Genomic DNA, 21100 nt, shown 5'->3' on the forward strand with positions numbered 1-21100 from the left:
CCCCCCCCGAGTGAATGCTTCTTTTAAATATTTGTTTTTCATATTATTCCTTTTAATTTGTCGATATAATCACTCCAATATTGCATTAAGAGTTTTCTATCATTTAGTCTTAAGCTTCTATTATAAGTAGCTTTAACATTATTTCTTTCTCGATGATCTAAGCATAACTCTATAACTTCGCTATCTTGTCCATGCAAATTTTTAAACTCATAGAGCAAGGTTGAAGCTGTTGTTCTAAAACCATGAAAAACCATTTCATCGCCAAAGCCTAATCTTTTGATGGCTTGATTTAATGTGTTTTCACTCATAGTTTTGGATTTGCTTATATCACTTGGAAAAACATATTTTGAATTGTGGAATGAAAAAGGTTTAATAAATTCAAACAACTTGATCACGCTTTCACTTAGTGGCACAATAAAATCTTCACCCCTTTTCATTTTATTTGCAGGTATAATTATCTTTAAATTTTTAAAATCTATTTCACTCCATTCTAAATTTCTGATATTAGCGCTTCGCAAAAACAAATATGGGCTGATTTGCAAGGCTACTTTTGTGAATATATTTCCATTATAATTTTCTATTGCTAATAGCAACTCTTTAAATCTTTCTTCTTTTGTGATAGCTCTAAGATTTTGTTTTTTAGGCGAGCCGTAAAGAGCTTTCGTGTCTAAAATTAAAATATTGCTATTTTCTATATATTCTTTATTTATGGCATACATTAACATTTTTTTTAAACCCAAGAAGACTCTTTTTATAGTTTCGAGTTTACCTTCTACATAAAGCTTATCAAGAACAAGAAGTATATCATTTTTGGTAAGTTCATTAATATGTTTGTCTTCGTATTTAGAAATAATATGAGTTTCTAATCTCTTCGATAAATTATAAGAAGTATTATTTTTATAAAAAACTTGTCTCCATTCATTAAAAACTTCTTTTAGGGTTTTTGATTTTTTTACACCTTTATCTTGAATTTGTTCTTTGGGGTCAATTTTTTCAGCTAACATATTATTAAAAATATTTGCTTTTTCTCTTGCACTTGACAGTGTGGTTGTTGGATATTTTCCTATTTTAATGCTTTGTATTTTTTTATTTAACCTATATCTAAAATAAAAAAAGATAATAGTACCTTTTAGCGAATCTTTTGCTTCGATGTAGAGATTTTTTGTGCACGCATCTTTAATGTATGTTCTTTTTTTTACAATTAAAGTTTTAAGTTGCTTATCATTAACAACAAACATTTTTAATATTCCTATGTTAAAAAGTATATGTTATTTTTGAATTTTAAAATTTAACATATATTATAACATATACTTTTAAAATTGTCAAAATTGATTATTTAAGATAATTCAAGATAATTTAAGATAATTCGAGATAATTTAAAGTATGATTTTATCATATCTTAAATGATAATTTTAGATTACTTAAGATTGCTTGGGATAATTTCAGAAAAGAAGTAATGGTGGATTTAGCAGGACTCGAACCTGCGACCAACCGGTTATGAGCCGGTTGCTCTAACCAACTGAGCTATAAATCCGCCTAAGTTGAATTAAAAGATAAAATTATATCTTATTAATGCTTAAAAATATTTTATTTAGCCTTTATATCCATCCAAAAATATCTAAAAGTGATTAAATGCTGTAAAATTCCAAAAAAAATCATAAAAATAGTAAAAGAACTTCCACCATAACTAAAAAAAGGCAAAGGGATCCCAACTACTGGTGCAAAACCTATAGTCATTGAGATATTTACTGCCGCATAAATAAAAATAAATAATGCAACACAATTAATAGCAACTCTAGTAAAATAATCATCTTTAAGTTTATAATTTAAACTAAGTAGATGAAAAATAAGTAAAATATAAAATATAATTAATGTCAATCCCCCAATAAATCCAAATCTTTCTATCATATAAGCGAAAATAAAATCACTAGTTGAAATAGGTAAAAATTTAAAATGAGTTTGCGTAGCTTCATCTTGAGATTTTCCAGTTAAACCACCATTTCCAATAGCTATCATTGATTGGGCTACTTGATAGCTTGGTTTTTCTGAAATAAAATCATGAATTCTTTGCTTTTGGTAGGGCTTTAAAAGATGTGTATAAATAATAGGAGAACTAACACTTATAGCTATAACAATACTTAACCAAATTTTATAATGAACTCCCATGATAAAAAGCACTCCAAAACCAACAAGTAGTAAAACCATAGCACTTCCTAAATCAGGTTCTTTTGCAATTAGCAAAAAAGGCAAGATGATGTAAAAGCTAAGTTTGATGAATTGTTTAAGTTTGTATCCATTTTTTGGAGGAGGATTTTGATAAATAAGATAGGCAAGCATTAAAATAAAACTAGGTTTAAAAATTTCAGAAGGTTGTATAGTAAAGTGAGTAAAAGGAATTTCAAGCCATCTTTTAGCACCTAATTTTTCAACCCCAAAAATATCTACGCTTAGCAATAAAAAAATATTAATCCAATAAGCAACAGGAATAATCCAAATAAATTTCCTTATGGGAAAGAAGAAAAAAACCATAAAAGCAAACAATCCCACACAGGCATAAACAAACTGTTTTTCTGCTAAAAAAGGATTAGCTTCAAAGATCAAGAAAAATGAAATAAGAATTATGGGTAAAAATAAAATGGGTTGCATATAGTCAAAATGAGTTAAAATTCTTCTATCTAATCTAAACAAAATTTGCCTTCAGTTGGTAATATAAAGCTATAATTATAAACTAAAATTTTAAATTTATCAAAACCTCCAAGGAAAAAATGCAAACTTTTTTAGTAGATGAAAATTCAAGGCTTGATGTGTTTTTGGCTAAAAAATTAAACCAAAGTCGCAATCAAGTTGCTTTACTTATAGAAAAAGATTGCGTACAGGTTAATGATAAAATTCAAGATAAAAATTCATTTAAGCTTAAAAATGGTGATATTATTTCTATTGCAAGTTTAAAGCTTTGCAATGAGATAAAACCTCAGTTTGAAGTGGATTTTGATATTGATGTGTTATACGAAGATGAAGACTTGCTTGTTTTAAATAAACCTTCAAATTTAGTCGTTCATGGAGCAAGTAGCGTTAAAAATGCCACTTTGGTGGATTGGTTAATAGAAAAAAAATATACTTTATCAAATTTAGGAGGAGAGATAAGAGCTGGTCTTGTTCATAGATTAGATAAAGATACAAGCGGAGCTATACTAATAGCGAAAAATAACTTCACCCATCAAAAATTAAGCGAACAGCTTGCAGATAAAAGCATGGGAAGAATTTACCTTGCGTTAATTGATTTGCCACTAAAAGAAGATAAAATTATAGTAGAAAAATTTTTAATGCGTTCGCCTTCTAATGCTATTAAAAAAATAGCCATAGATAAGGAAAATAAATTCAGTAAAAATGCAAAATCAGCTTTCATAAATGTAGTAAAAACTGAAAATTTAACCTTGATGGCTGCTAAGCTTTTTACAGGAAGAACTCATCAAATTAGAGCGCATTTGGCTAGTTTAAATCGCCATATTTTGGGCGATAGTTTGTATGGTTATAAGGGTAAGTATGATTGTAGGATAATGTTGCATGCCTATTTTTTGTATTTTATCCATCCAAAAACCAAAGAGCAAATTTTTGTTAAAGCACCTTTGATGGAAGATTTTAAAAACATTATGTTTGAACAAATTAATTTAGGAGAGAATGATGAAAAGATTTCGCTTGAGTTTTTACTTGAGTTTTTTAACTCTTTTGCTTAGCGCTTGTAGTGTTTCGCAAATGAATTCGCTAGCTTCAAGTAAAGAGCCTGCTGTAAATGAAAGCTTACCAAAGGTTGAAAGTTTAAAAAGTCTTAGTGATATGAGTAATATTGCTTTTGAATGGGAGCCTTTATATAATGAAAATATCAAAGGATTTTATTTGTATCGTTCTAGTGATGAAAATCTTGATTTTAAACTTGTAGGCACTATTAAAGATAAGTTTCAAACTCATTATGTAGATACTAAATTAGAGCCTGGTACTAAGTATCGTTATATGATGAAAAGCTTTAATGAGCAAGGACAAATTTCGGAAGATGGCAAGGTTATAGAAGTGAGCACAGCTCCAAGACTTGAAGCTGTTCCTTTTATTCAAGCTGTGACTAATTTGCCTAATCGTATTAAACTTATTTGGCGTCCGCATCCTGATTTTAGGGTTGATTCTTATATTATTGAAAGAACCAAAGGTGATGATAAAGAATTTAAAAAAATTGCAGAAGTAAAAAATCGCTTAAACGCTGAATACATAGATAGTGATTTAAAACCTAATGAAAATTCAAGTTATAGAATTATTGCTGTGAGTTTTAATGGGATAAAGAGTAAGCCAAGCCAGGTTGTAAGTTCTACAAGCAAGGCTTTACCCCCTCAAGTTGAGCATTTAAGTGCTAGCACAGATGGTTCTAATAAAATCATTTTAACTTGGGATGCTCCTACATATAAAGATTTTTCTTATTATAAAGTTTATTCTACGAGCTCAAGCTTCCTTCCTTTTAGTGTTTTGGCAAAGACTGATAAAAATTCTTATGAGGATATAGTAGAAGGAGCAGGTAAAAGCAAGTATTATAAAGTAACAATAGTGGATAAAGATGGTCTTGAAAGTCCTATGCCAAAAGATGGTGTAGAGGGTAGAACTTTAGATAATCCTTTGGCTCCTAGTATTATTTTGGCCCAAAGCACAAGCGAAGGGATAAATTTAGAATGGAGTGATAATGATACTAGAGCTGTTGAATATGAAGTAAGACGCTATGGTGGAGAGCAAAATGCAGTTTTTAAAGGCATTAAAGAAAAGCGATTAAAAGATGTAAAAGCTTTACCAGGGGTGGAATATAGTTATGAAGTTATTGCTATTGATTCGGCTGGGCTTCGTTCAGAACCTTCAAGCAAAGTTAAGGCGGCTCAGTAGTGCCAAATTTTAGAAGCAAAAATATCAAAGAAATGAATCTGCCTTATAGCAAGGGTGATGTTGAATTTCTTTGGCTTGCTAAGAATGATAATGTTGGTCTTATTTATACAAAGGTTCAAGAAGAGAGTTTTTTTTTGCAGATTAAAAAAGCACAAAATGGTTTTGTGATTAAAGGCGATAAACATACAAAACCTTCTAAAATAGGTTATCTACAAAAGGCTTTAAAAATCTTTAAAGAAGGTTTTTGTGAGGATATTATCAATGAAGCTTTTGGACTTAAAAACAATGCTCTAATTGAAAAAACACCATTTATCGTTGATAGTTTTGATGAGCTTTTATCTAGACTTCAAGATAAAATTTATATAGAAATAGGCTTTGGATCAGGAAGACATTTGCTTTATCAAGCAAAAGAAAATCCGAATGTTTTAATTTTAGGGGTGGAAATTTACAATCCAGCTTTAACTCAAGTAGCTAAACTTGCTAAAGCACAAAATGTAAATAATATTTTGCTAATCCAAAGTGATGCGAGATTGTTATTGAGTGTATTAAAATCAAAATCAGTTGAAAAGATTTTTTTACATTTTCCTGTTCCTTGGGACAAAAAGCCTCATAGGCGAGTTATTGGGAAGGATTTTTGCAAAGAATGTGCTAGGGTTTTAACCCAAAATGGTCGTTTTGAGCTTAGAACAGATAGTTTTGAGTATTTTAATTTTACTTTAGAACAATTTTTGACTTTTCCTGCTCCAAAATTTAGTCTTAGAAAAAATGAAAATTTAGAAATTTCAAGCAAATATGAAGATAGATGGAAAAAGCAAGAAAAAAATATATATGATCTTTGGGTGTGGAATTTTAACCAAGAGTGTAAAAACTATGAGTTAAATGAATTTAATCTCTCATCAGTTGAATTTTCTAAAGAGGATTTGAAAAAAATAGAGCAGAACTTTAAAAATATTACTATAAAAAAAGATGATTTTTTCTTGCATTTTGAAAGCATCTACAAACAAGATGAGAATTTGCTTTTAAAGGTTGCTTTTGGAGCTTTTAATAAGCCTGAACATTGTTATTTACATCTTGATAAAACGATTAATTTTGCTTTTAAAGAACCATTTAAAATTCAAGAAAATATTAAAGCGGTAAATGAATTAAAAGAAATTTTAAAAGTTCAGTTTAAAATATAATTTTTCTTGAAAATTAAGCAAAAATAAAGCATAATTTAAAAATTTAAAAAGGGAAATTAAGGAAAAAGGATGCCTAATTTAATCCAAGCAAATAAACTTACTTTAGGTTATGATGAACTAGTTATTAAAGAAGCGAGTTTTGCTTTTAAGGATGATGATTTTGTTTTTATTACTGGTAAAAGTGGGAGTGGCAAGAGTACGCTTTTAAAGTCTTTTTATGGGGATTTAGAACCTATTTCTGGCAAGCTTGAAGTATGTGGATCTTTGATGAATAAAATTGGAAATTTAGAACTTTTAAAATTGCGTCAAAGAATAGGGATTATTTTTCAAGATTATAAACTTGTACAAGAATATAGTGTTGAAAAAAATGTTATGTTGCCTTTAATGATTAAAGGTTATAGTAAAAAAGTATGCCATGATCAAGCTGCTAAGCTTTTAAAGCATGTAAATTTAACTTTTAAAGCAGATAAATTGCCTAATCAACTTAGTGGTGGTGAGCAACAACGCGTCGCTATGGCTAGGGCTTTAGCTCATAATCCAAAGCTTTTGCTTTGCGATGAGCCAACGGGAAATTTGGACGAGTATTCTTCTGATATTATATGGACTCTTTTAAAGTCTGCTAGAGAACTTTTAGGAACTTGTGTTATAGTGGTAACACATAGAATTCCTAGCAATTTAAGAGTGGATTATCGTCGTTTTAATATAGAAAATGGAAAAATGAATGAAATTTTTTAAAACACATTTATCTTTAATTTTATCTTTATTGTTTATGATGTTTGCTTTTGAGTTTATTTTGATTACAAATGCAACTTTAAAACATTATGAAGAACTTGTTAATAAAGATTATAATATTATAGTTGTCAGTAAAACTGAACTTGATCAGAATGTGGTAAAAACAAAAGTACCATTTTTTGCTGGACTTGAATCTTTAGATCCTAAGGATTTAATCGATCGTTTGAAAAATGATGTTTCTGAAAAGAATTTGAAAGTTTTAAAAGATTCTCTGCCAAAATTTTATACTTTAAAATTAAATTCTTTGCCTGATCAAAATGAACTAAATTCAATTAAAAATCAACTTTTAAATATTGTAGGTGTTAGCAAGGTTGAAACTTTTTCCAAAACCCATGATAAGATATACTCTTTGCTTATTTTGATGAAATTTGTTTTTTGGTTGTTTTTATTTATCATTATTTTGCTTGCCTTTGTTTTGTTTTTAAAACAGATGAGAATTTGGCTTTATGAACATACCGATCGTATTGAAATTATGTGTTTATTTGGAGCTCCGTTTTGGTTTAGATCTTTTATGCTTTATAAGGTGGTTGTGGTTGATTGTTTTATTGCTTTTGTTATTTTACTTGCCTTTTTTACGCAAATTTTTGATCTTTCTATTATCCAAGAAAGTTTAAAGGCTGTAGATATTATTTTTCCACCTATTAATTTTATTTTACATTTGACTTTAATTTTTTTAGCTACTTTGTTTATTTGCTTGTTGTGTGTAAATACGGTTATGTTTAAGGTTAAAAGATGAGAAAAAATATTCTTATCTTTTTTTGTTTTTTTTTGTTTGTTGATATAAGTTTAGCAAACGCTATAAATGAAAAAACAAAAAGTTTAGAAGAAAATAAACGCATACAAGAACAGTTAAATAAAAAACTTGAAGATTTGGCTAGCGATATTTTAAATGGTGAAAAAAGTTTGAAAGATCTAAGTTTTCAAATTGAAAGCTTAAATTCACAAACTTCTAAGCTTGAAGCAAGTGCTAAGGCTCAAAATCAAGAGTTAAACACCCTTACAAGCCAAAATGAAGATTTGCTTAAAAGTAAATCAAATATGGAAGGTAAGCTTATATCTTTAATGGCTAAAGATTTTGCTTATGATTTACCTATCCCTCAAGGCTATATTGAAAGTGAAGAAAGTTTTATGGCTTTTGAAATTTTAGGAAGTTTAAACAAAGTTTTAAATGAAGAAATTTTAAAAATTTCTAAAGATTATGAGGGAGTAAATAGGCTTATTGATGATAAACAAGCTCAGATTAAGAAAATCAATGATAGTCTTAAGGATTACAACGCTCAATTAGCTAAACTTCAAAGTTTAAAACAAAAACAAATTAGCGAAATCAACAAACAAAAAACAGATCGAACCATATATGCAAAAAAACTTGATGACTTACAAGCTCAGCAAGAAGAGCTTAGAAAAACATTAAATCAATTAAAAATTATTAATGATAAAGAAAATGTAAATTCAAGCAAAAATGATACTAAAATAGTAAAAAATAATCAACAAATAAGGCAATTAGGTTCAAGCTATCAAGGAGGTTCAGTCAAGCGTTACACAGGAAAAAAAACCATAGCTCCATTAGATTCTTTTACTGTGAAGCAAAAATTTGGAAATTATGTTGATCCTGTTTATAATCTTAAAATTTTTAACGAGAATGTAGTTTTAAGAAGTAATAAAAGCGATGCAGTTGTTAAAAATGTGCTAGATGGAAAAATAGTTTTTGCCAAAGATACTAGTATGCTAGCTCGAGTTGTTATTGTTGAACATGATAATGGCATACATACAATATATGCACATTTAGATAAGATTGCTCCTAATATTAAAGTTGGTAAGAATATTAAAAAAGGTGCCGTAGTGGGTAGAATAAAAAATGATCTTACTTTTGAAGTAACTCAAAAAAATTTTCATATCAATCCTTTGGAGCTCATTAGCTTAAATTAGCTAAATTTAATGGAATTTAAAATATAATTTCAAGTTAAATAAGGAGAAATAATGCAAGAGAGAAAAAGAGTTTTAGTAAAATTTTCAGGAGAGGCTTTAGCAGGTGAAAATGGCTTTGGCATAGAAAATTCTATTTTAAAATTCATAGCTTCAGAGATTAAAGAACTTGTAAAAAATCAAATAGAAGTAGGCATAGTTATAGGTGGTGGCAATATTATTCGTGGAGTAAGTGCTGCTAAGGGCGGATTGATTAAAAGGACAAGTGGCGATCATATGGGAATGCTTGCTACGGTTATCAATGCTATTGCCATTCAAGAAGCCTTGGAAAGCTCTGGGCTTGAAGTGAGGGTTCAAAGTGCTATTCAGATGGAAGCATTTTGTGAAACTTATATTATGAGAAGAGCACAAAGACACTTAGAAAAGGGTCGTGTTGTGGTTTTTGCTGCAGGCACTGGAAATCCTTATTTTACTACAGATACAACAGCTATTTTAAGAGCTGTAGAAATTGATGCAGATATGGTAATAAAAGCTACAAAAGTTAATGGAGTTTATGATAAAGATCCAAAAAAATTTGATGATGCAGTATTTTTAAATACTTTAAGTTATGATGAGGCTATGCAAGATAATATTAAAGTGATGGATGATACAGCGATAGCTTTAGCTAAAGACAACAAACTTCCTATAGTGGTTTGTAATATGTTTGAAGAGGGTAATTTGCTTAAAATTATACAAGGTGATACTAGCCTTTGTTCAATCGTTAAAAATAATTAAGGAGAAAATTATGGATAAAAGAATAGAAGAAGTAGCGGCAAAAGCTTTGGAAAAAATGGGCAATGATAGATATCGTCTTTCTTTAGTGGTGGCAAAAAGAGCAGAGCAATTAGCAAATGGTGCGACTCCTTTAGTGGATTTTGATAAAAATAAAAATAAACTTGCAGATATAGCTTTATATGAAATTGCAGAAAATAAAATCACTTTAGAGGGTTTAGTTGAAACCAATCGATGAAGAATTATTACTTGAACAATTAATCGATAATGTAAAAAATTGTAAAGATTTAGAAGCTGCTAAGGTTTTACTTTTCGAAATTTGTGGCCACGATGCCATTCTTGAAAAAGCAGTAGATTACTGTATATTTTGCCATGAAGGGCAGTTTAGAAAAAGTGGAGAGCCTTATGCGGTACATCCTATTTTAGTAGCAACACTGGTTGGATTTTTAAGTGAAAATAAAAGCAATATTTTAGCTGCTTTATTGCATGATGTGATCGAAGATACAAACTGCACCGAAGAAGAACTTAGAGAGCAGTTTGGTTCTGAGGTTTTAAAACTTGTTTTAGGGCTTACTAAAATTATAGAAATTAGAGAAGATAATCTCATTTCATCAAAATCTAAAAAAAGTTTAACTAAATCAGCCTTGACTTTCAGAAATATGCTTTTAGCAAGCATTGAAGATGTTGGGGTTTTGATTGTGAAGTTATGCGATAGACTGCATAATATGCTTACTCTTGATATTCTAAGCGAAGATAAGCAAAAAAGAATCAGTGAAGAAACTTTAGTTGTATATGCTCCAATAGCCCATAGACTTGGTATTTCAAGCATAAAAAATTATTTGGAAGATCTTAGTTTTAAATATCTTATGCCAGATGAGTATAAGCTTATTGACAATTATATCAATTCCAATAATCAAGAAATGCAATTAGGTTTAAATGAATTTATTTCGAAAATCGAACTTTTATTTTTGAGCAATGGCTTTAGACAAGGTAGTTTTGAAATTCAAAAACGCATTAAACATAGCTATTCTATTTATCTTAAAATGCAAAGAAAAGGCATTGGTATTGAAGAAGTTCTTGATTTGCTTGGGGTAAGAATTTTGGTTGAAAAAGTAAGTGATTGTTATTTAGCTTTGGGAATTTTACATACACATTTTAATCCCTTGGTTTCACGTTTTAAGGATTATATAGCCTTGCCTAAACAAAATGGTTATCAAACCATACATACCACACTTTTTGATGCTAAAAGTATTATAGAAGCACAAATTCGAACTTTTAATATGCATAAAATTGCGGAATTTGGTATAGCAGCGCATTGGAAATATAAAGAAGATGGCAGCGTGGTTGCACCTCGTCTTGATTGGCTTACAGATATTTCAATGCAAAGTATAAACAATCTTGAAAATGCAGAAGATTATAATGCTATTGAGCTTTATGAATATGCTAAAGATAGTCTTTATGTTGAAGATGTCGCAGTTTATTCTCCTAAGGGAGAAATTTTCACTTTGCCTCGTGGTGCAACGGTTCTTGATTTTGCTTATGAAGTGCATACCAAAGTAGGGCTTCATGCAAAAAGTGCTTATGTAAATCGTATTAAAGTGCCTTTGTTAACCGAGCTTAAAAATGGCGATATTGTGCGAGTGGTTACTAGCAATGATAAATTTTATCGCTGTTCTTGGATAGATAGTGTTAAAACAGGAAAAGCAAAAGCAAGTATAAGGGAATTTTGTAAGCAAAAAATCAGAGAGATTAATCTAGCAAGTTCTATTAATATGTTAAGTTTTATTTTTGGAGTTGATAAAAACAGAATTGAAACTTGGATAGAAAAAGAAAATTTAGCCAGACGTATTAGACAAGTAGCAACAGATAGTGCTTATTTGAAAGATATAGTTAATGGTCTTAAAAAATACGCCAAGAAGTCATATTGGTTTGATAAATATGAGATTAAAGAGCAAAAAATAGGAAATTTTACTCTATATTGTAACCATAAAATCGCTAATGTGGATTTTGATTTTTGCTGCCATCCAAAAAGAGGTGATGCTGTTTTAGCTTTTGTTAAAGGTGGTAACGCTATTGTCCATCATAAGCTTTGCGATAGAGCTGATAAAATGATAGATAATAATCAAGATATGGTATTTATAAAATGGGATTCTAACATCCCTAAATCTTATAAATTGATTTTTTCTTTGGAAAATAAAAAAGGTGTTTTAGCGGAATTTTTGGCATTTTTAGCTAAAATGCAGATAAATCTATTAACAATTAATTTATCAAGTGATTTAAATTCGGCGGTAGATTATTTTGAGATTACAATGGAAATTCCTGATAATATCAATCCAGATAGTGTCAAGGATAGGTTAAAATCTCGTTGTAAAATTTTAGATTTTACATCTTTAAATGATGCTTATAAAGAAGGTTAAAAAGGTTTATTATGGATATAAAAAAAATATTAGCAGAAGTTAAGCGTGGCTGTGCAGAGCTTATTGATGAAGAAAGAATAGAAAATTTAATTAAAAATTATTATGAAAAGGGTGAAAATTTCTTTATAAAGGCAGGGTTTGATCCTACAGCGCCTGATTTACATTTAGGCCATAGTGTGGTTTTAACAAAAATGGCTTTTTTGCAAAAACATGGAGCTATTGTGCAGTTTTTGATTGGAGATTTTACGGGACAAATTGGCGATCCAAGTGGAAAAAGTGCAACGCGTAAAAAGCTGGATAAAGAGCAAGTTTTAATCAATGCTAAAACTTATGAAACGCAGGTTTTTAAGGTTTTGGATAAAGAAAAAACACAGATTAAGTTTAATTCTACTTGGCTTAATGAACTTGGAGCTGCGGGTATAGTAGAGCTTACTTCAACTTTTAGTGTAGCTAGAATGCTTGAGCGTGACGATTTTACCAAGAGATTTAAAGAGCAAAGCCCTATTTCGATTTGCGAGTTTTTGTATCCTTTACTTCAAGGATATGATAGCGTGGCTTTAAAAAGCGATATTGAAATGGGCGGAACGGATCAAAAATTTAATCTTTTAATGGGAAGACAGCTTCAAAGGGTTTATAACATAGGAAAAGAACAAGCTGTGATTATGATGCCTTTACTCGAAGGTTTAGATGGTGTAAACAAAATGAGTAAGAGTTTAAATAATTACATTGGTGTTACAGAAAAAGCTAATGATATGTATGCTAAAATTTTAAGTATTAGCGATGAATTGATGTTTAGATATTATGAACTTTTAAGTCAAAAAAGCCTAGAAGAAATCGCGCAAATAAAAAAAGATATAGAACAAGGCAATTTACATCCTAAAAAAGCTAAAGAAAATTTAGCTTTAGAGATTACGGAGCGTTTTCACTCCAAAGAAGAGGCTAATAATGCTAAGTCTGAATTTGATAGAATTCATTCTCAAAATGCTTTACCAAGTGATATGGCTGAGTTTGAAATACAAGGAAAAATTTGGCTTGCTAAGGCTTTGGTTGAATGTGGTTTGGAAAGTTCTACTTCTGCGGCAAGAAGAAGCATCAGTGCTAATGCAGTAAGTGTAAATTCTCAAAAAGTTAGCGACGAGCAAATGCATTTAGAACAAGGAGAATACATCTTACAAATAGGTAAAAGAAAATTTGCAAAATTAAAGGTAAAAGAATGAATTTACAACCCTTACAAATAGGAAAACATACTATAAAATATCCCATTTTTCAAGGGGGAATGGGACTAGGCATAAGCTGGGATAGATTAGCTTCTGCAGTTTCTTTAAATGGTGGACTTGGGATCATTTCTTCTGTGGGAACAGGATATTATGAAGAAAGAAAGTATGCGAGTAAAGAATTAAACGCTAAGCCTTATGGAAGTGAAAATTTTTACTCACGCAAGGGTTTGCAAGCTTTAATTAATAATGCAAGAAAAGTTTGTGGCGATGCACCTTTGGGGTGTAATATCTTATGTGCAAGTAATGATTATGCAAGAATAGCACGCGATGCTTGTGAGGTTGGTTTTAATGTGATTGTTTCAGGCGCTGGACTTCCTACAAATTTACCTGAATTTACTGTAGATTTTCCTGATGTGGCTTTAGTGCCTATTATTTCATCTGCAAAGGCTTTAAAAATTATTTGCAAAAGATGGCAAAGCCGTTACAACCGCCTACCTGATGCAGTGGTTTTAGAAGGGCCAAAAAGTGGAGGTCATCAAGGTTTTACTTATGAGCAGTGCTTAGATCCAAATTATCAGCTAGAAAAATTAATCGCTCCTGTGGTAGAAGAGGCTAAAAATTGGGGATCTTTTCCTGTGATTGCCGCAGGTGGAATTTGGGATAAAAAAGATATAGAAAACGCTATTTCTTTAGGAGCTAGTGGTGTTCAAATGGGAACGCGTTTCATAGGAACTTTTGAATGTGATGCAAGTGAAGAGTTTAAAAGCGTTTTGCTAGCTTCTAAAGAAGAAGATATAGAGCTTATTAAATCTCCTGTGGGCTATCCTGCTCGTGGAGTTAGAACCAATCTTTTAAATTTGGTAGATAAAAGAATGGGTCCAAAGATCAATTGTATAAGCAATTGTGTAGCGCCTTGTGGACGCGGAAAAGAGGCGACTAAAGTAGGCTATTGTATAGCAGATAGGCTTTTTGATGCGTGGTCAGGTAAAAAAGAAACAGGACTTTTCTTTACAGGTGCAAATGGATATCGTTTAGATAAACTTATCAGCGTTAAAGAACTTATGGAAAAATTGGTTAATGGTGAATAATGGCTAAAATTTTTGTATTTTTAGTATTTGTTTTCACAACTCTTTTTGGAGCTTATGAAAATGAACTTGCAAATTTCGATAAAAATTTTATCGGTTCTAAAAGCGAAGTGCAAGTAAAATTTCATCATCAGCTAAAAAGTCTTTATATACAAAGTGTTATCAATGAAGATGAAAAAACTAAAATTGAAATCTTAAAAAGATTGATCATCAGTTCAAATACTTTAAATTTAGACGACAAGTCATATGCTAATGAGTTAAAAGAAAGTGGTATAAGCGAAGCAAGTATCAATGCTTTAAGAAAGGCTGTTATTAAAGATATTAAGGTTCAAAATATTTCTCAAGATACTGAAAAGTCAACTTTTAAACCTGTAAAAACAGTTCAAAAAAGTGAAAAAAAATTACCTAATGAACAAATAAAAAATATAGAAAAAATAGATTTTAAAACTTCACAAGAGCCAAAGAGTAGTATCGTTTCTAAAACAAAAAGTGATGATAAAATTTACGTTTTAAGGTCAAGTAAAACAAGCCAAGGTGTAGAGCTTGAATTAAATGCAAATTTAGATAAAAATCAATTAAAAAGTTTTGCTTTAGATGAAAAAGGAAACTATCGTTTTATTAGTGATTTTGATGGGGTTTTAGAAGGGGGTAAAAAAGAGTTTAAATTTGATGACTATCGTTTAGTGATTTCACAATTTAATCCCAAAACCATACGCATAGTGGTTTATGCTAAAGAAAAAATTCCTATTGATATATCTTTTAAAGAAGAAAAAATAATTTTTTCAAAAGAAATTACTAGCCAAAAAAAGACTGAGCAAGTTAGTAAAATTTCAGAGAAAAAGCAAGATCAAAAAACAGAAATTAAAACCAAAGTTTTAGAAATAAAAAAACAAGATAAAAAAACCAATAACGAAAAAGAAGATCAAGGACCTTTATATGTTTTAGATGTGGATAAAATTTCTAACGCTGTGGTGTTAAATTTGAGCGATGATTTGGATGAAAAAGAAATAGCAATATTTGAAACCAAAGATCAAAAATTCCGATATGTTGTAAGTTTTAAAGGTGTGTTAGAAGGTAATAGAAAAAGCTTTACCTTTGGACAAAATACAATTGTCGTTACGCAATATAATCCAAAAATTGTTCGTGTGGTTTTGAGTGCTCCTAAAGAATTTAAACTTTTAAAAAAGTTGGATAATAAAAATCTCACTTTAGGTTTTCATGCACAAACTTCAAGTCAAAATGTAGATAAAAAAGCAACTCAAAGCTTTAATAAAACCTTAAGTACGAGATACAAATCAGGAAAACTTATAGTTATCGATGCGGGGCATGGTGGAAAAGATAGCGGTGCTCTAAGTGATAAAAAAGGAAGTTTAAAAGAAAAAGATATAGTTTTAAGCGCGGCTTTAAAACTTGGAAATGAACTTAAAAAACGCGGTTATAAAGTGCTTTACACTAGAAGTTCGGATAAATTTATCAATCTTCGCGATAGAACTAAATATGCTAATGATAAAAGAGCGGATTTGTTTATCTCTATACATGCTAATGCAGCACCCAATGCTGCCAAGGCTAAAAGTAGCGAAGGTGTGGAAACTTTCTTTTTAAGTCCTGCAAGAAGCGAAAGAAGCAAAAAAGCAGCAGAAAAAGAAAATCAAGGGGATTTTGAAGAGATTAATTATTTCTCAAAACAAAGTATTTTAAATTTCTTAAATCGTGAAAAAATCGTTGCTTCAAATAAACTAGCCATTGATGTACAAAAAAATATACTCACTCAAACACGCAAAAAGTATAAAATTGTAGATGGCGGTGTAAGAGAAGCACCTTTTTGGGTTTTAGTAGGTGCGCAAATGCCTGCAATTTTGATTGAAATTGGCTATATCACACATCCAAATGAAGGTAAAAGAATCGCCAATAAAGCTTTTCAAGATTTATTGGTTAAGGGTATTGCTGATGGAGTTGAGAGTTATTTTTATAACAACCGATGAAAAAAGCTAAGCTAATTTTTAAGGATAATACTCCTTTTTCTTTGGATTTTGATGATTTTTATTTTAATTCCAAAGATGGCTTAAATGAAAGCAAATTTGTTTACACTCATTCTTTTGAATGGAAAAATCAAGAAAATTTCATTATCGCAGAGAGTGGTTTTGGTATAGGTTTAAATTTTTTTCTTACTTTGAAACGCTTTTTAGAAACCACTCCTTCTAAGCGTCCCAAAAAACTTTTTTATATCAGTATAGAAGCTTTTTATATCGAAAAAGAACAATTAAGAGAAATTTATCAAAAACTAGGATTTTATGAAGAGTTTAAAGAGTTTTTAGAGCAATTTTTAAAATTTTATCCTAAAGCTAAAGAAGGAATTTATCGTTTTTATTTTGAAGATTGTTTTTTAGATCTTGTTTTTGAAGATATTGCTATTTTAAAAGAATTGGATTTTAAAGCTGATGTTTGGTATTTAGATGGATTTTCTCCAAATAAAAACTCGCAAATGTTTGATGAAAAATTAATTTTTGAAGTGGCAAGACTTTCTAAAAAAAATGCACAAATTTGCACCTTTTCTTCGGCAAGTTTTTTACAAAAAAATTTAAAAAAATATGGCTTTAGAGTAGAAAAAACCAAAGGTTTTAGAAAAAGAGAAATGATTAAAGCTTATTTGGAAAATGAACTTGAGTTTAAAGATAAAGAAGCGTATTTTTCAAGAACATTTTCATCTTTAAAAAATAAAAAAGTAGCTATTATTGGTGCAGGTATATCAAGTGCTGTTTTAGCTTATGAGCTTAGTTTAAGGGGTTTTGAAATAGATGTTTTTGAAAAACATTTAGAATTAGGTAAGGGTGCAAGCGGAAATGAAAGTGGAATTTTAAGCTCTTTAATCTTAAAGCCTAAGGTAAATTTAGGGGAGTTTTCAGAGCTTTCTTTTATAGAGGCAAGTCGTTTTTATAGACAAATTTTAGATTTAGAATTTAAGGGTGTAGTCGAGTTTGCACATAATGATTTGATGCAAGAAAGATTTGACACACAAAGAGAAAATGTTTTGCTTAAAATTTCAAAAAATCAAGCTTTTTTAGAAGATGGTGGAGTGATTTTTCCAAAAAATTTGGTTAAAAATCTTTTTGAAAAAAGTAAAGCTTGTATATATTTTAATCATGAATTTCAAGCTTATAAATTTGAAAATGAGTGTTTTGCTTTAAAATTTAAAAATAATATTGTTAAAAGTGATTATGCGGTTTTGATTTATGCTATGGGTGCAGATACAAAAGATTTTGTTTTTTATGATGAGATGAAATTAAGCAAAGTAAGAGGTCAAGTTACACATCTAAAACCTTTTTTAGACTCTCCATTTCCTTTATCTTCTAAGGCTTATATTTGCCCTATAAAAGATGATTTGCAAGTGATTGGAGCAAGTTATGATAGGCTTGATACAAGTTTAGAATCAAAAGAAGAAGATGATAAACAAAATATAGAAAATATAGCCGAATTTATAGATAAAAATACAAAATTAGAAATCATAGGTTCTAAGGTAGGTTTTAGATCTTATTCGAGTGATCGCTTTATGATAGTTGGAAATGCTTATGATGAAGTGTTTTATAAAGAAGAATATAAAGCTTTATTATGGACAAAAAACAAGGAGCAAAAACCAGCTAAAATGTCTTGTAATTTGTATTTTAATTTTGCTCATGGATCAAGGGGTTTTAGCACAAGTGTTTTAGCGGCAAGGTATTTGTGTGCATTGATAAATAATGAACCCTTGTGTTTAGAAAAAAAATACATCCACGCTATTCACCCTGCAAGATTTTTGATTCGCAAACTCAAAAAAGGCTTATGATTAAACTTTAATTAAGATTGATACTAATATTTGCTTATGAGAGTAAGTTTTTAATTTTATTTTAACTTCCTTTATTTTATTATTATAGAGAATAAATTTCATATTATAAAGGAAATATAATGATTGATTATCATCAAATAGAGTCGCGTTTATCGGCTCTTGAAAAGCTTCCTTCTTTAAAAGACAATGATAGCATTGCAAAAGCATTAGAAAAGTCAGGTTTTTCTAGAAGGGATTTTATGAAATGGGCAGGTGCTATGACGGCATTTTTGGCTTTACCAGCGAGTTTTACTCCTATGGTAGCAAAAGCTGCTGAGCTTGCTGATAGACTTCCTGTTGTGTGGCTTCATATGGCTGAGTGTACAGGCTGTAGTGAGAGTTTGTTAAGAAGTGATACTCCAACGATTGATAGTTTGATTTTTGATTATATTTCTTTAGAATATCACGAAACAGTGATGGCTGCAGCAGGTTGGCAAGCTGAAGAAAATTTAGAAAGTGCCATTCAAAAACATAAAAATAAATACATTTTAATGGTTGAAGGTGGCATCCCTATGGGTGATACAGAGCATTTTTTAACCATAGGTGCACATGGAAAAACAGGCTATGAGCTTTCAAAAATGGCAAGTGAAAATGCTTTGGCTATTTTTGCTATAGGAACCTGTTCTAGCTTTGGAGGAATCCAAGCAGCAAGACCAAATCCTAGTAATGCGCAGCCTTTAAGTAAAGTAACAAGCAAAACTGTGATCAATGTTCCCGGCTGTCCTCCAAGTGAAAAAAATATAGTGGGTAATGTGCTTCATTATTTATTATTTGGTGAGTTACCAGCACTTGATGTATATAATAGGCCAAAATGGGCTTATGGCTTAAGAATTCATGATCTTTGTGAAAGACGCGGACATTTTGATGCGGGTGAATTTGTGCATGCCTTTGGAGATGAAGGAGCAAAACAAGGTTTTTGTCTTTATAAAGTAGGCTGTAAAGGGCCTTATACTTTCAATAACTGTTCAAGAGAGAGATTTAACCAGCACACTTCTTGGCCTATCCAAGCAGGGCATGGTTGTATAGGTTGTTCCGAGCCTGATTTTTGGGATACTATGGGACCTTTTGAGGAGCCTATGGCTAGTCGTAAATTTGATACTGTTTTTGGTTTGGGCGCGGATAGTGTTTCAGATAAAATCGGCATAGGCGTGCTTACGCTCACAGGTGTTGCTATAGCAGCGCACGCAGTTATATCTTCCATGCAAAAAGATAAGGAATAAAAATGAGTCAAAAAATAATTGTAGATCCTATTACAAGAATTGAAGGGCATTTAAGAGTTGAAGTTGTTGTTGATGATAACAATGTGGTAAAAGAAGCTTATGCGGGCTCTACTTTGTGGCGTGGTATTGAAACCATAGTAAAAGGGCGTGATCCAAGAGATGCGGGTTTTATGACACAAAGAATTTGTGGAGTTTGTACTTTTTCACATTATAAAGCAGGTATAGTTGCTGTTGAAAATGCTTTAGGTATTACTCCACCTTTAAATGCGCTTTTAACAAGAACTTTAATGAATGCAGCTTTATTTTTACACGATCATATCGTGCATTTTTATCAACTTCATGGGCTTGATTGGGCTGATGTGGTAAGTGCTTTAAGTGCTGATGTTAAAAAAGCAAGCGATGAAGCTTTTAAATACACTCCAAATCCTTATGCAACAGGTGCGGATAAATTTCTTGAAGTGCAACAAAGACTTAAAACTTTTGTAGATAAAGGAAATTTAGGACCTTTTGCTAATGCGTACTATGGTCACCCAACTTATCGTTTAAGTCCTGAGCAAAATTTAATCGTTCTTTCTCACTATTTAGAATGTTTAAGAATCCAAAGAATCATTGCTCAATGTATGGCGATTTTTGGAGCTAAAAATCCACATCCACAAAGCTTAACTGTTGGTGGTGTAACTTGCGTTATGGATTTACTTGATCCTGCAAGAATGGGTGAATATATGGTTAAATTCCAAGAAGTACAAGACTTTGTTAATCGTGCGTATTATCCTGATCTTGTGATGGCAGGAAAAGCTTATGCGCATGAAGCAAGTGTTTTAAACGATATAGGGGTAAATAATCTTTACACCTTTAAAGAATTCCAACTCGGAAGAGATGAATGGCTTTTTGAAAGTGGTATTATCAAAAATGGAGATTTAAGCAAGGTTTATGAAGTAGAAGAAGATAAGATTACTGAAGAGGCAACTCATTCTTGGTATGCAGACAATGAACCTTTACATCCTTATGATGGCAAAACAAATCCAAATTATACAGGACTTGTAGATGGAGAAAGCGTAGATCATCATGGAAATAATGTTCATTCTAAAGTGTTTGATACTAAGGGTAAATATAGTTGGATTAAAGCTCCACGCTATGAAGGAAACCCTATGCAAGTAGGACCTTTAGCAAATATCGTTGTAAATTATGCCAAAGGTAATCAAAATGTTGTTCCTGTGGTAGATGAGTTCTTAAAAGAAACAGGACTTCCTTTAAATGCTGTATTTAGTACACTTGGAAGAACAGCTGCTCGTTGTATTGAAGCAAAAATCGTTGCAAATAATGCTTTAAAAGCGTTTAATAATTTAGTTGAAAATTTAAAAGTAGATCAGAGTACTTGCGCGCCTTATGTGATCGATAATTCTAAAGAATACAAAGGACGCTATATGGGGCATGTGCCACGCGGAACATTAAGTCATTGGTGTAGAATTAAAAATGGCGTCATTGAAAACTGGCAAGCTGTGGTGCCTTCTACTTGGAATGCAAGTCCAAAAGACGCAAATGGCGTAGGTGGAAGTTATGAGCAATGTTTGATAGGACTTAAAATCGCTGATGTAAAACAACCGCTTGAAATTATTAGAAAAATTCACTCTTATGATCCTTGTATTGCTTGTGCGGTGCATGTAATGGATACTAAGGGCAATAATCTAAGCGAATATAAAGTGAATGTCAATTTATAAGGAGGC

17 protein-coding genes and 1 tRNA gene are annotated in these 21100 nt (G+C 30.8%); 15 read left to right on the forward strand and 3 right to left on the reverse strand.

The annotated features are described in order from the left end of the window. Positions 1-38 precede the first annotated feature (38 nt). From AJ930_RS06805 to AJ930_RS06815, 3 genes are all read right to left on the reverse strand, one after another. Positions 39-1238 carry a tyrosine-type recombinase/integrase gene (locus tag AJ930_RS06805; protein ID WP_070275057.1) on the reverse strand — a complete coding sequence of 400 codons (1200 nt, stop codon included), beginning with the start codon at positions 1236-1238 and terminating at the stop codon, positions 39-41. Between the two features lie 219 nt (positions 1239-1457). After that, positions 1458-1534, reverse strand: a tRNA-Ile gene (locus AJ930_RS06810). Positions 1535-1587: 53 nt separating this feature from the next. Beyond that, positions 1588-2688: an FtsW/RodA/SpoVE family cell cycle protein gene (locus tag AJ930_RS06815; protein ID WP_044780131.1), complete on the reverse strand. Its 1101-nt coding sequence runs from the start codon at positions 2686-2688 to the stop codon at positions 1588-1590. A gap of 77 nt (positions 2689-2765) precedes the next feature. On the opposite strand from AJ930_RS06815, the gene AJ930_RS06820 reads away from it, so the two are divergent. The 15 genes from AJ930_RS06820 to AJ930_RS06890 all read left to right on the forward strand — a co-directional run bounded on the left by AJ930_RS06820 (position 2766) and on the right by AJ930_RS06890 (position 21094). Beyond that, on the forward strand, positions 2766-3734 hold the full coding sequence (locus AJ930_RS06820; protein ID WP_070275058.1) for an RluA family pseudouridine synthase: 969 nt from the start codon (positions 2766-2768) through the stop codon (positions 3732-3734). Next, positions 3679-4914: a fibronectin type III domain-containing protein gene (locus tag AJ930_RS06825; protein WP_083263165.1), complete on the forward strand. Its 1236-nt coding sequence runs from the start codon at positions 3679-3681 to the stop codon at positions 4912-4914. Before AJ930_RS06820 ends, AJ930_RS06825 begins: the two co-directional genes overlap by 56 nt. Then, positions 4914-6092 carry a tRNA (guanosine(46)-N7)-methyltransferase TrmB gene (trmB, locus tag AJ930_RS06830; RefSeq protein ID WP_070275060.1) on the forward strand — a complete coding sequence of 393 codons (1179 nt, stop codon included), beginning with the start codon at positions 4914-4916 and terminating at the stop codon, positions 6090-6092. Before AJ930_RS06825 ends, trmB begins: the two co-directional genes overlap by 1 nt. Positions 6093-6161: 69 nt before the next feature. Continuing rightward, positions 6162-6827 (forward strand): cell division ATP-binding protein FtsE, encoded by a 666-nt coding sequence (locus tag AJ930_RS06835; protein WP_002856386.1) that lies wholly within the window; start codon positions 6162-6164, stop codon positions 6825-6827. Then, positions 6814-7620 (forward strand): FtsX-like permease family protein, encoded by an 807-nt coding sequence (locus AJ930_RS06840; protein WP_002861969.1) that lies wholly within the window; start codon positions 6814-6816, stop codon positions 7618-7620. The genes AJ930_RS06835 and AJ930_RS06840 overlap by 14 nt, the downstream gene beginning before the upstream one ends. Further along, positions 7617-8810 carry a murein hydrolase activator EnvC family protein gene (locus AJ930_RS06845; protein WP_044780127.1) on the forward strand — a complete coding sequence of 398 codons (1194 nt, stop codon included), beginning with the start codon at positions 7617-7619 and terminating at the stop codon, positions 8808-8810. The genes AJ930_RS06840 and AJ930_RS06845 overlap by 4 nt, the downstream gene beginning before the upstream one ends. Before the next feature lie 51 nt (positions 8811-8861). Beyond that, positions 8862-9581: a UMP kinase gene (gene pyrH / locus AJ930_RS06850; protein ID WP_002871033.1), complete on the forward strand. Its 720-nt coding sequence runs from the start codon at positions 8862-8864 to the stop codon at positions 9579-9581. A 10-nt stretch (positions 9582-9591) separates the two neighbouring features. Beyond that, positions 9592-9816 (forward strand): DNA-directed RNA polymerase subunit omega, encoded by a 225-nt coding sequence (locus AJ930_RS06855; protein WP_002853464.1) that lies wholly within the window; start codon positions 9592-9594, stop codon positions 9814-9816. Further along, the gene (locus AJ930_RS06860; RefSeq protein ID WP_070275061.1) at positions 9800-11995 is read left to right on the forward strand and encodes a RelA/SpoT family protein; all 2196 of its coding nucleotides are present in this window, start codon (positions 9800-9802) and stop codon (positions 11993-11995) included. Before AJ930_RS06855 ends, AJ930_RS06860 begins: the two co-directional genes overlap by 17 nt. Before the next feature lie 11 nt (positions 11996-12006). After that, entirely contained in the window at positions 12007-13212 is a 1206-nt protein-coding gene (gene tyrS / locus AJ930_RS06865) for a tyrosine--tRNA ligase (RefSeq protein WP_002856563.1), read from the forward strand. Next, the gene (locus AJ930_RS06870) at positions 13209-14300 is read left to right on the forward strand and encodes a nitronate monooxygenase (protein WP_002861964.1); all 1092 of its coding nucleotides are present in this window, start codon (positions 13209-13211) and stop codon (positions 14298-14300) included. The genes tyrS and AJ930_RS06870 overlap by 4 nt, the downstream gene beginning before the upstream one ends. Beyond that, positions 14300-16279: an N-acetylmuramoyl-L-alanine amidase gene (locus tag AJ930_RS06875; protein WP_070275062.1), complete on the forward strand. Its 1980-nt coding sequence runs from the start codon at positions 14300-14302 to the stop codon at positions 16277-16279. The genes AJ930_RS06870 and AJ930_RS06875 overlap by 1 nt, the downstream gene beginning before the upstream one ends. Next, positions 16276-18117, forward strand: a complete 1842-nt coding sequence (gene mnmC / locus AJ930_RS06880; RefSeq protein ID WP_044779028.1) for a bifunctional tRNA (5-methylaminomethyl-2-thiouridine)(34)-methyltransferase MnmD/FAD-dependent 5-carboxymethylaminomethyl-2-thiouridine(34) oxidoreductase MnmC — start codon at positions 16276-16278, stop codon at positions 18115-18117. The genes AJ930_RS06875 and mnmC overlap by 4 nt, the downstream gene beginning before the upstream one ends. Before the next feature lie 119 nt (positions 18118-18236). Further along, a complete protein-coding gene (locus AJ930_RS06885; RefSeq protein WP_002861961.1) occupies positions 18237-19376 on the forward strand; it encodes a hydrogenase small subunit in 1140 nt (379 codons plus the stop codon). 2 nt (positions 19377-19378) lie between these two features. After that, positions 19379-21094 carry a nickel-dependent hydrogenase large subunit gene (locus tag AJ930_RS06890; RefSeq protein WP_070275063.1) on the forward strand — a complete coding sequence of 572 codons (1716 nt, stop codon included), beginning with the start codon at positions 19379-19381 and terminating at the stop codon, positions 21092-21094. The last annotated feature ends 6 nt before the right edge of the window (positions 21095-21100 follow it).

The sequence above is a fragment of the Campylobacter sp. BCW_6871 genome (assembly GCF_001762325.1).
GTDB classification, from domain to species: Bacteria; Campylobacterota; Campylobacteria; order Campylobacterales; family Campylobacteraceae; genus Campylobacter_D; species Campylobacter_D jejuni.

Coding starts and splice junctions, on each gene's coding strand:
- AJ930_RS06805 (WP_070275057.1), bottom strand. CDS start 1,238: ATGTTTGTTGTTAATGATAAGCAACTTAAAACTTTAATTGTAAAAAAA.
- AJ930_RS06890 (WP_070275063.1), top strand. CDS start 19,379: ATGAGTCAAAAAATAATTGTAGATCCTATTACAAGAATTGAAGGGCAT.
- pyrH (WP_002871033.1), top strand. CDS start 8,862: ATGCAAGAGAGAAAAAGAGTTTTAGTAAAATTTTCAGGAGAGGCTTTA.
- AJ930_RS06875 (WP_070275062.1), top strand. CDS start 14,300: ATGGCTAAAATTTTTGTATTTTTAGTATTTGTTTTCACAACTCTTTTT.
- AJ930_RS06855 (WP_002853464.1), top strand. CDS start 9,592: ATGGATAAAAGAATAGAAGAAGTAGCGGCAAAAGCTTTGGAAAAAATG.
- tyrS (WP_002856563.1), top strand. CDS start 12,007: ATGGATATAAAAAAAATATTAGCAGAAGTTAAGCGTGGCTGTGCAGAG.
- AJ930_RS06840 (WP_002861969.1), top strand. CDS start 6,814: ATGAAATTTTTTAAAACACATTTATCTTTAATTTTATCTTTATTGTTT.
- mnmC (WP_044779028.1), top strand. CDS start 16,276: ATGAAAAAAGCTAAGCTAATTTTTAAGGATAATACTCCTTTTTCTTTG.
- AJ930_RS06825 (WP_083263165.1), top strand. CDS start 3,679: ATGATGAAAAGATTTCGCTTGAGTTTTTACTTGAGTTTTTTAACTCTT.
- AJ930_RS06870 (WP_002861964.1), top strand. CDS start 13,209: ATGAATTTACAACCCTTACAAATAGGAAAACATACTATAAAATATCCC.
- AJ930_RS06845 (WP_044780127.1), top strand. CDS start 7,617: ATGAGAAAAAATATTCTTATCTTTTTTTGTTTTTTTTTGTTTGTTGAT.
- AJ930_RS06820 (WP_070275058.1), top strand. CDS start 2,766: ATGCAAACTTTTTTAGTAGATGAAAATTCAAGGCTTGATGTGTTTTTG.
- AJ930_RS06835 (WP_002856386.1), top strand. CDS start 6,162: ATGCCTAATTTAATCCAAGCAAATAAACTTACTTTAGGTTATGATGAA.
- AJ930_RS06885 (WP_002861961.1), top strand. CDS start 18,237: ATGATTGATTATCATCAAATAGAGTCGCGTTTATCGGCTCTTGAAAAG.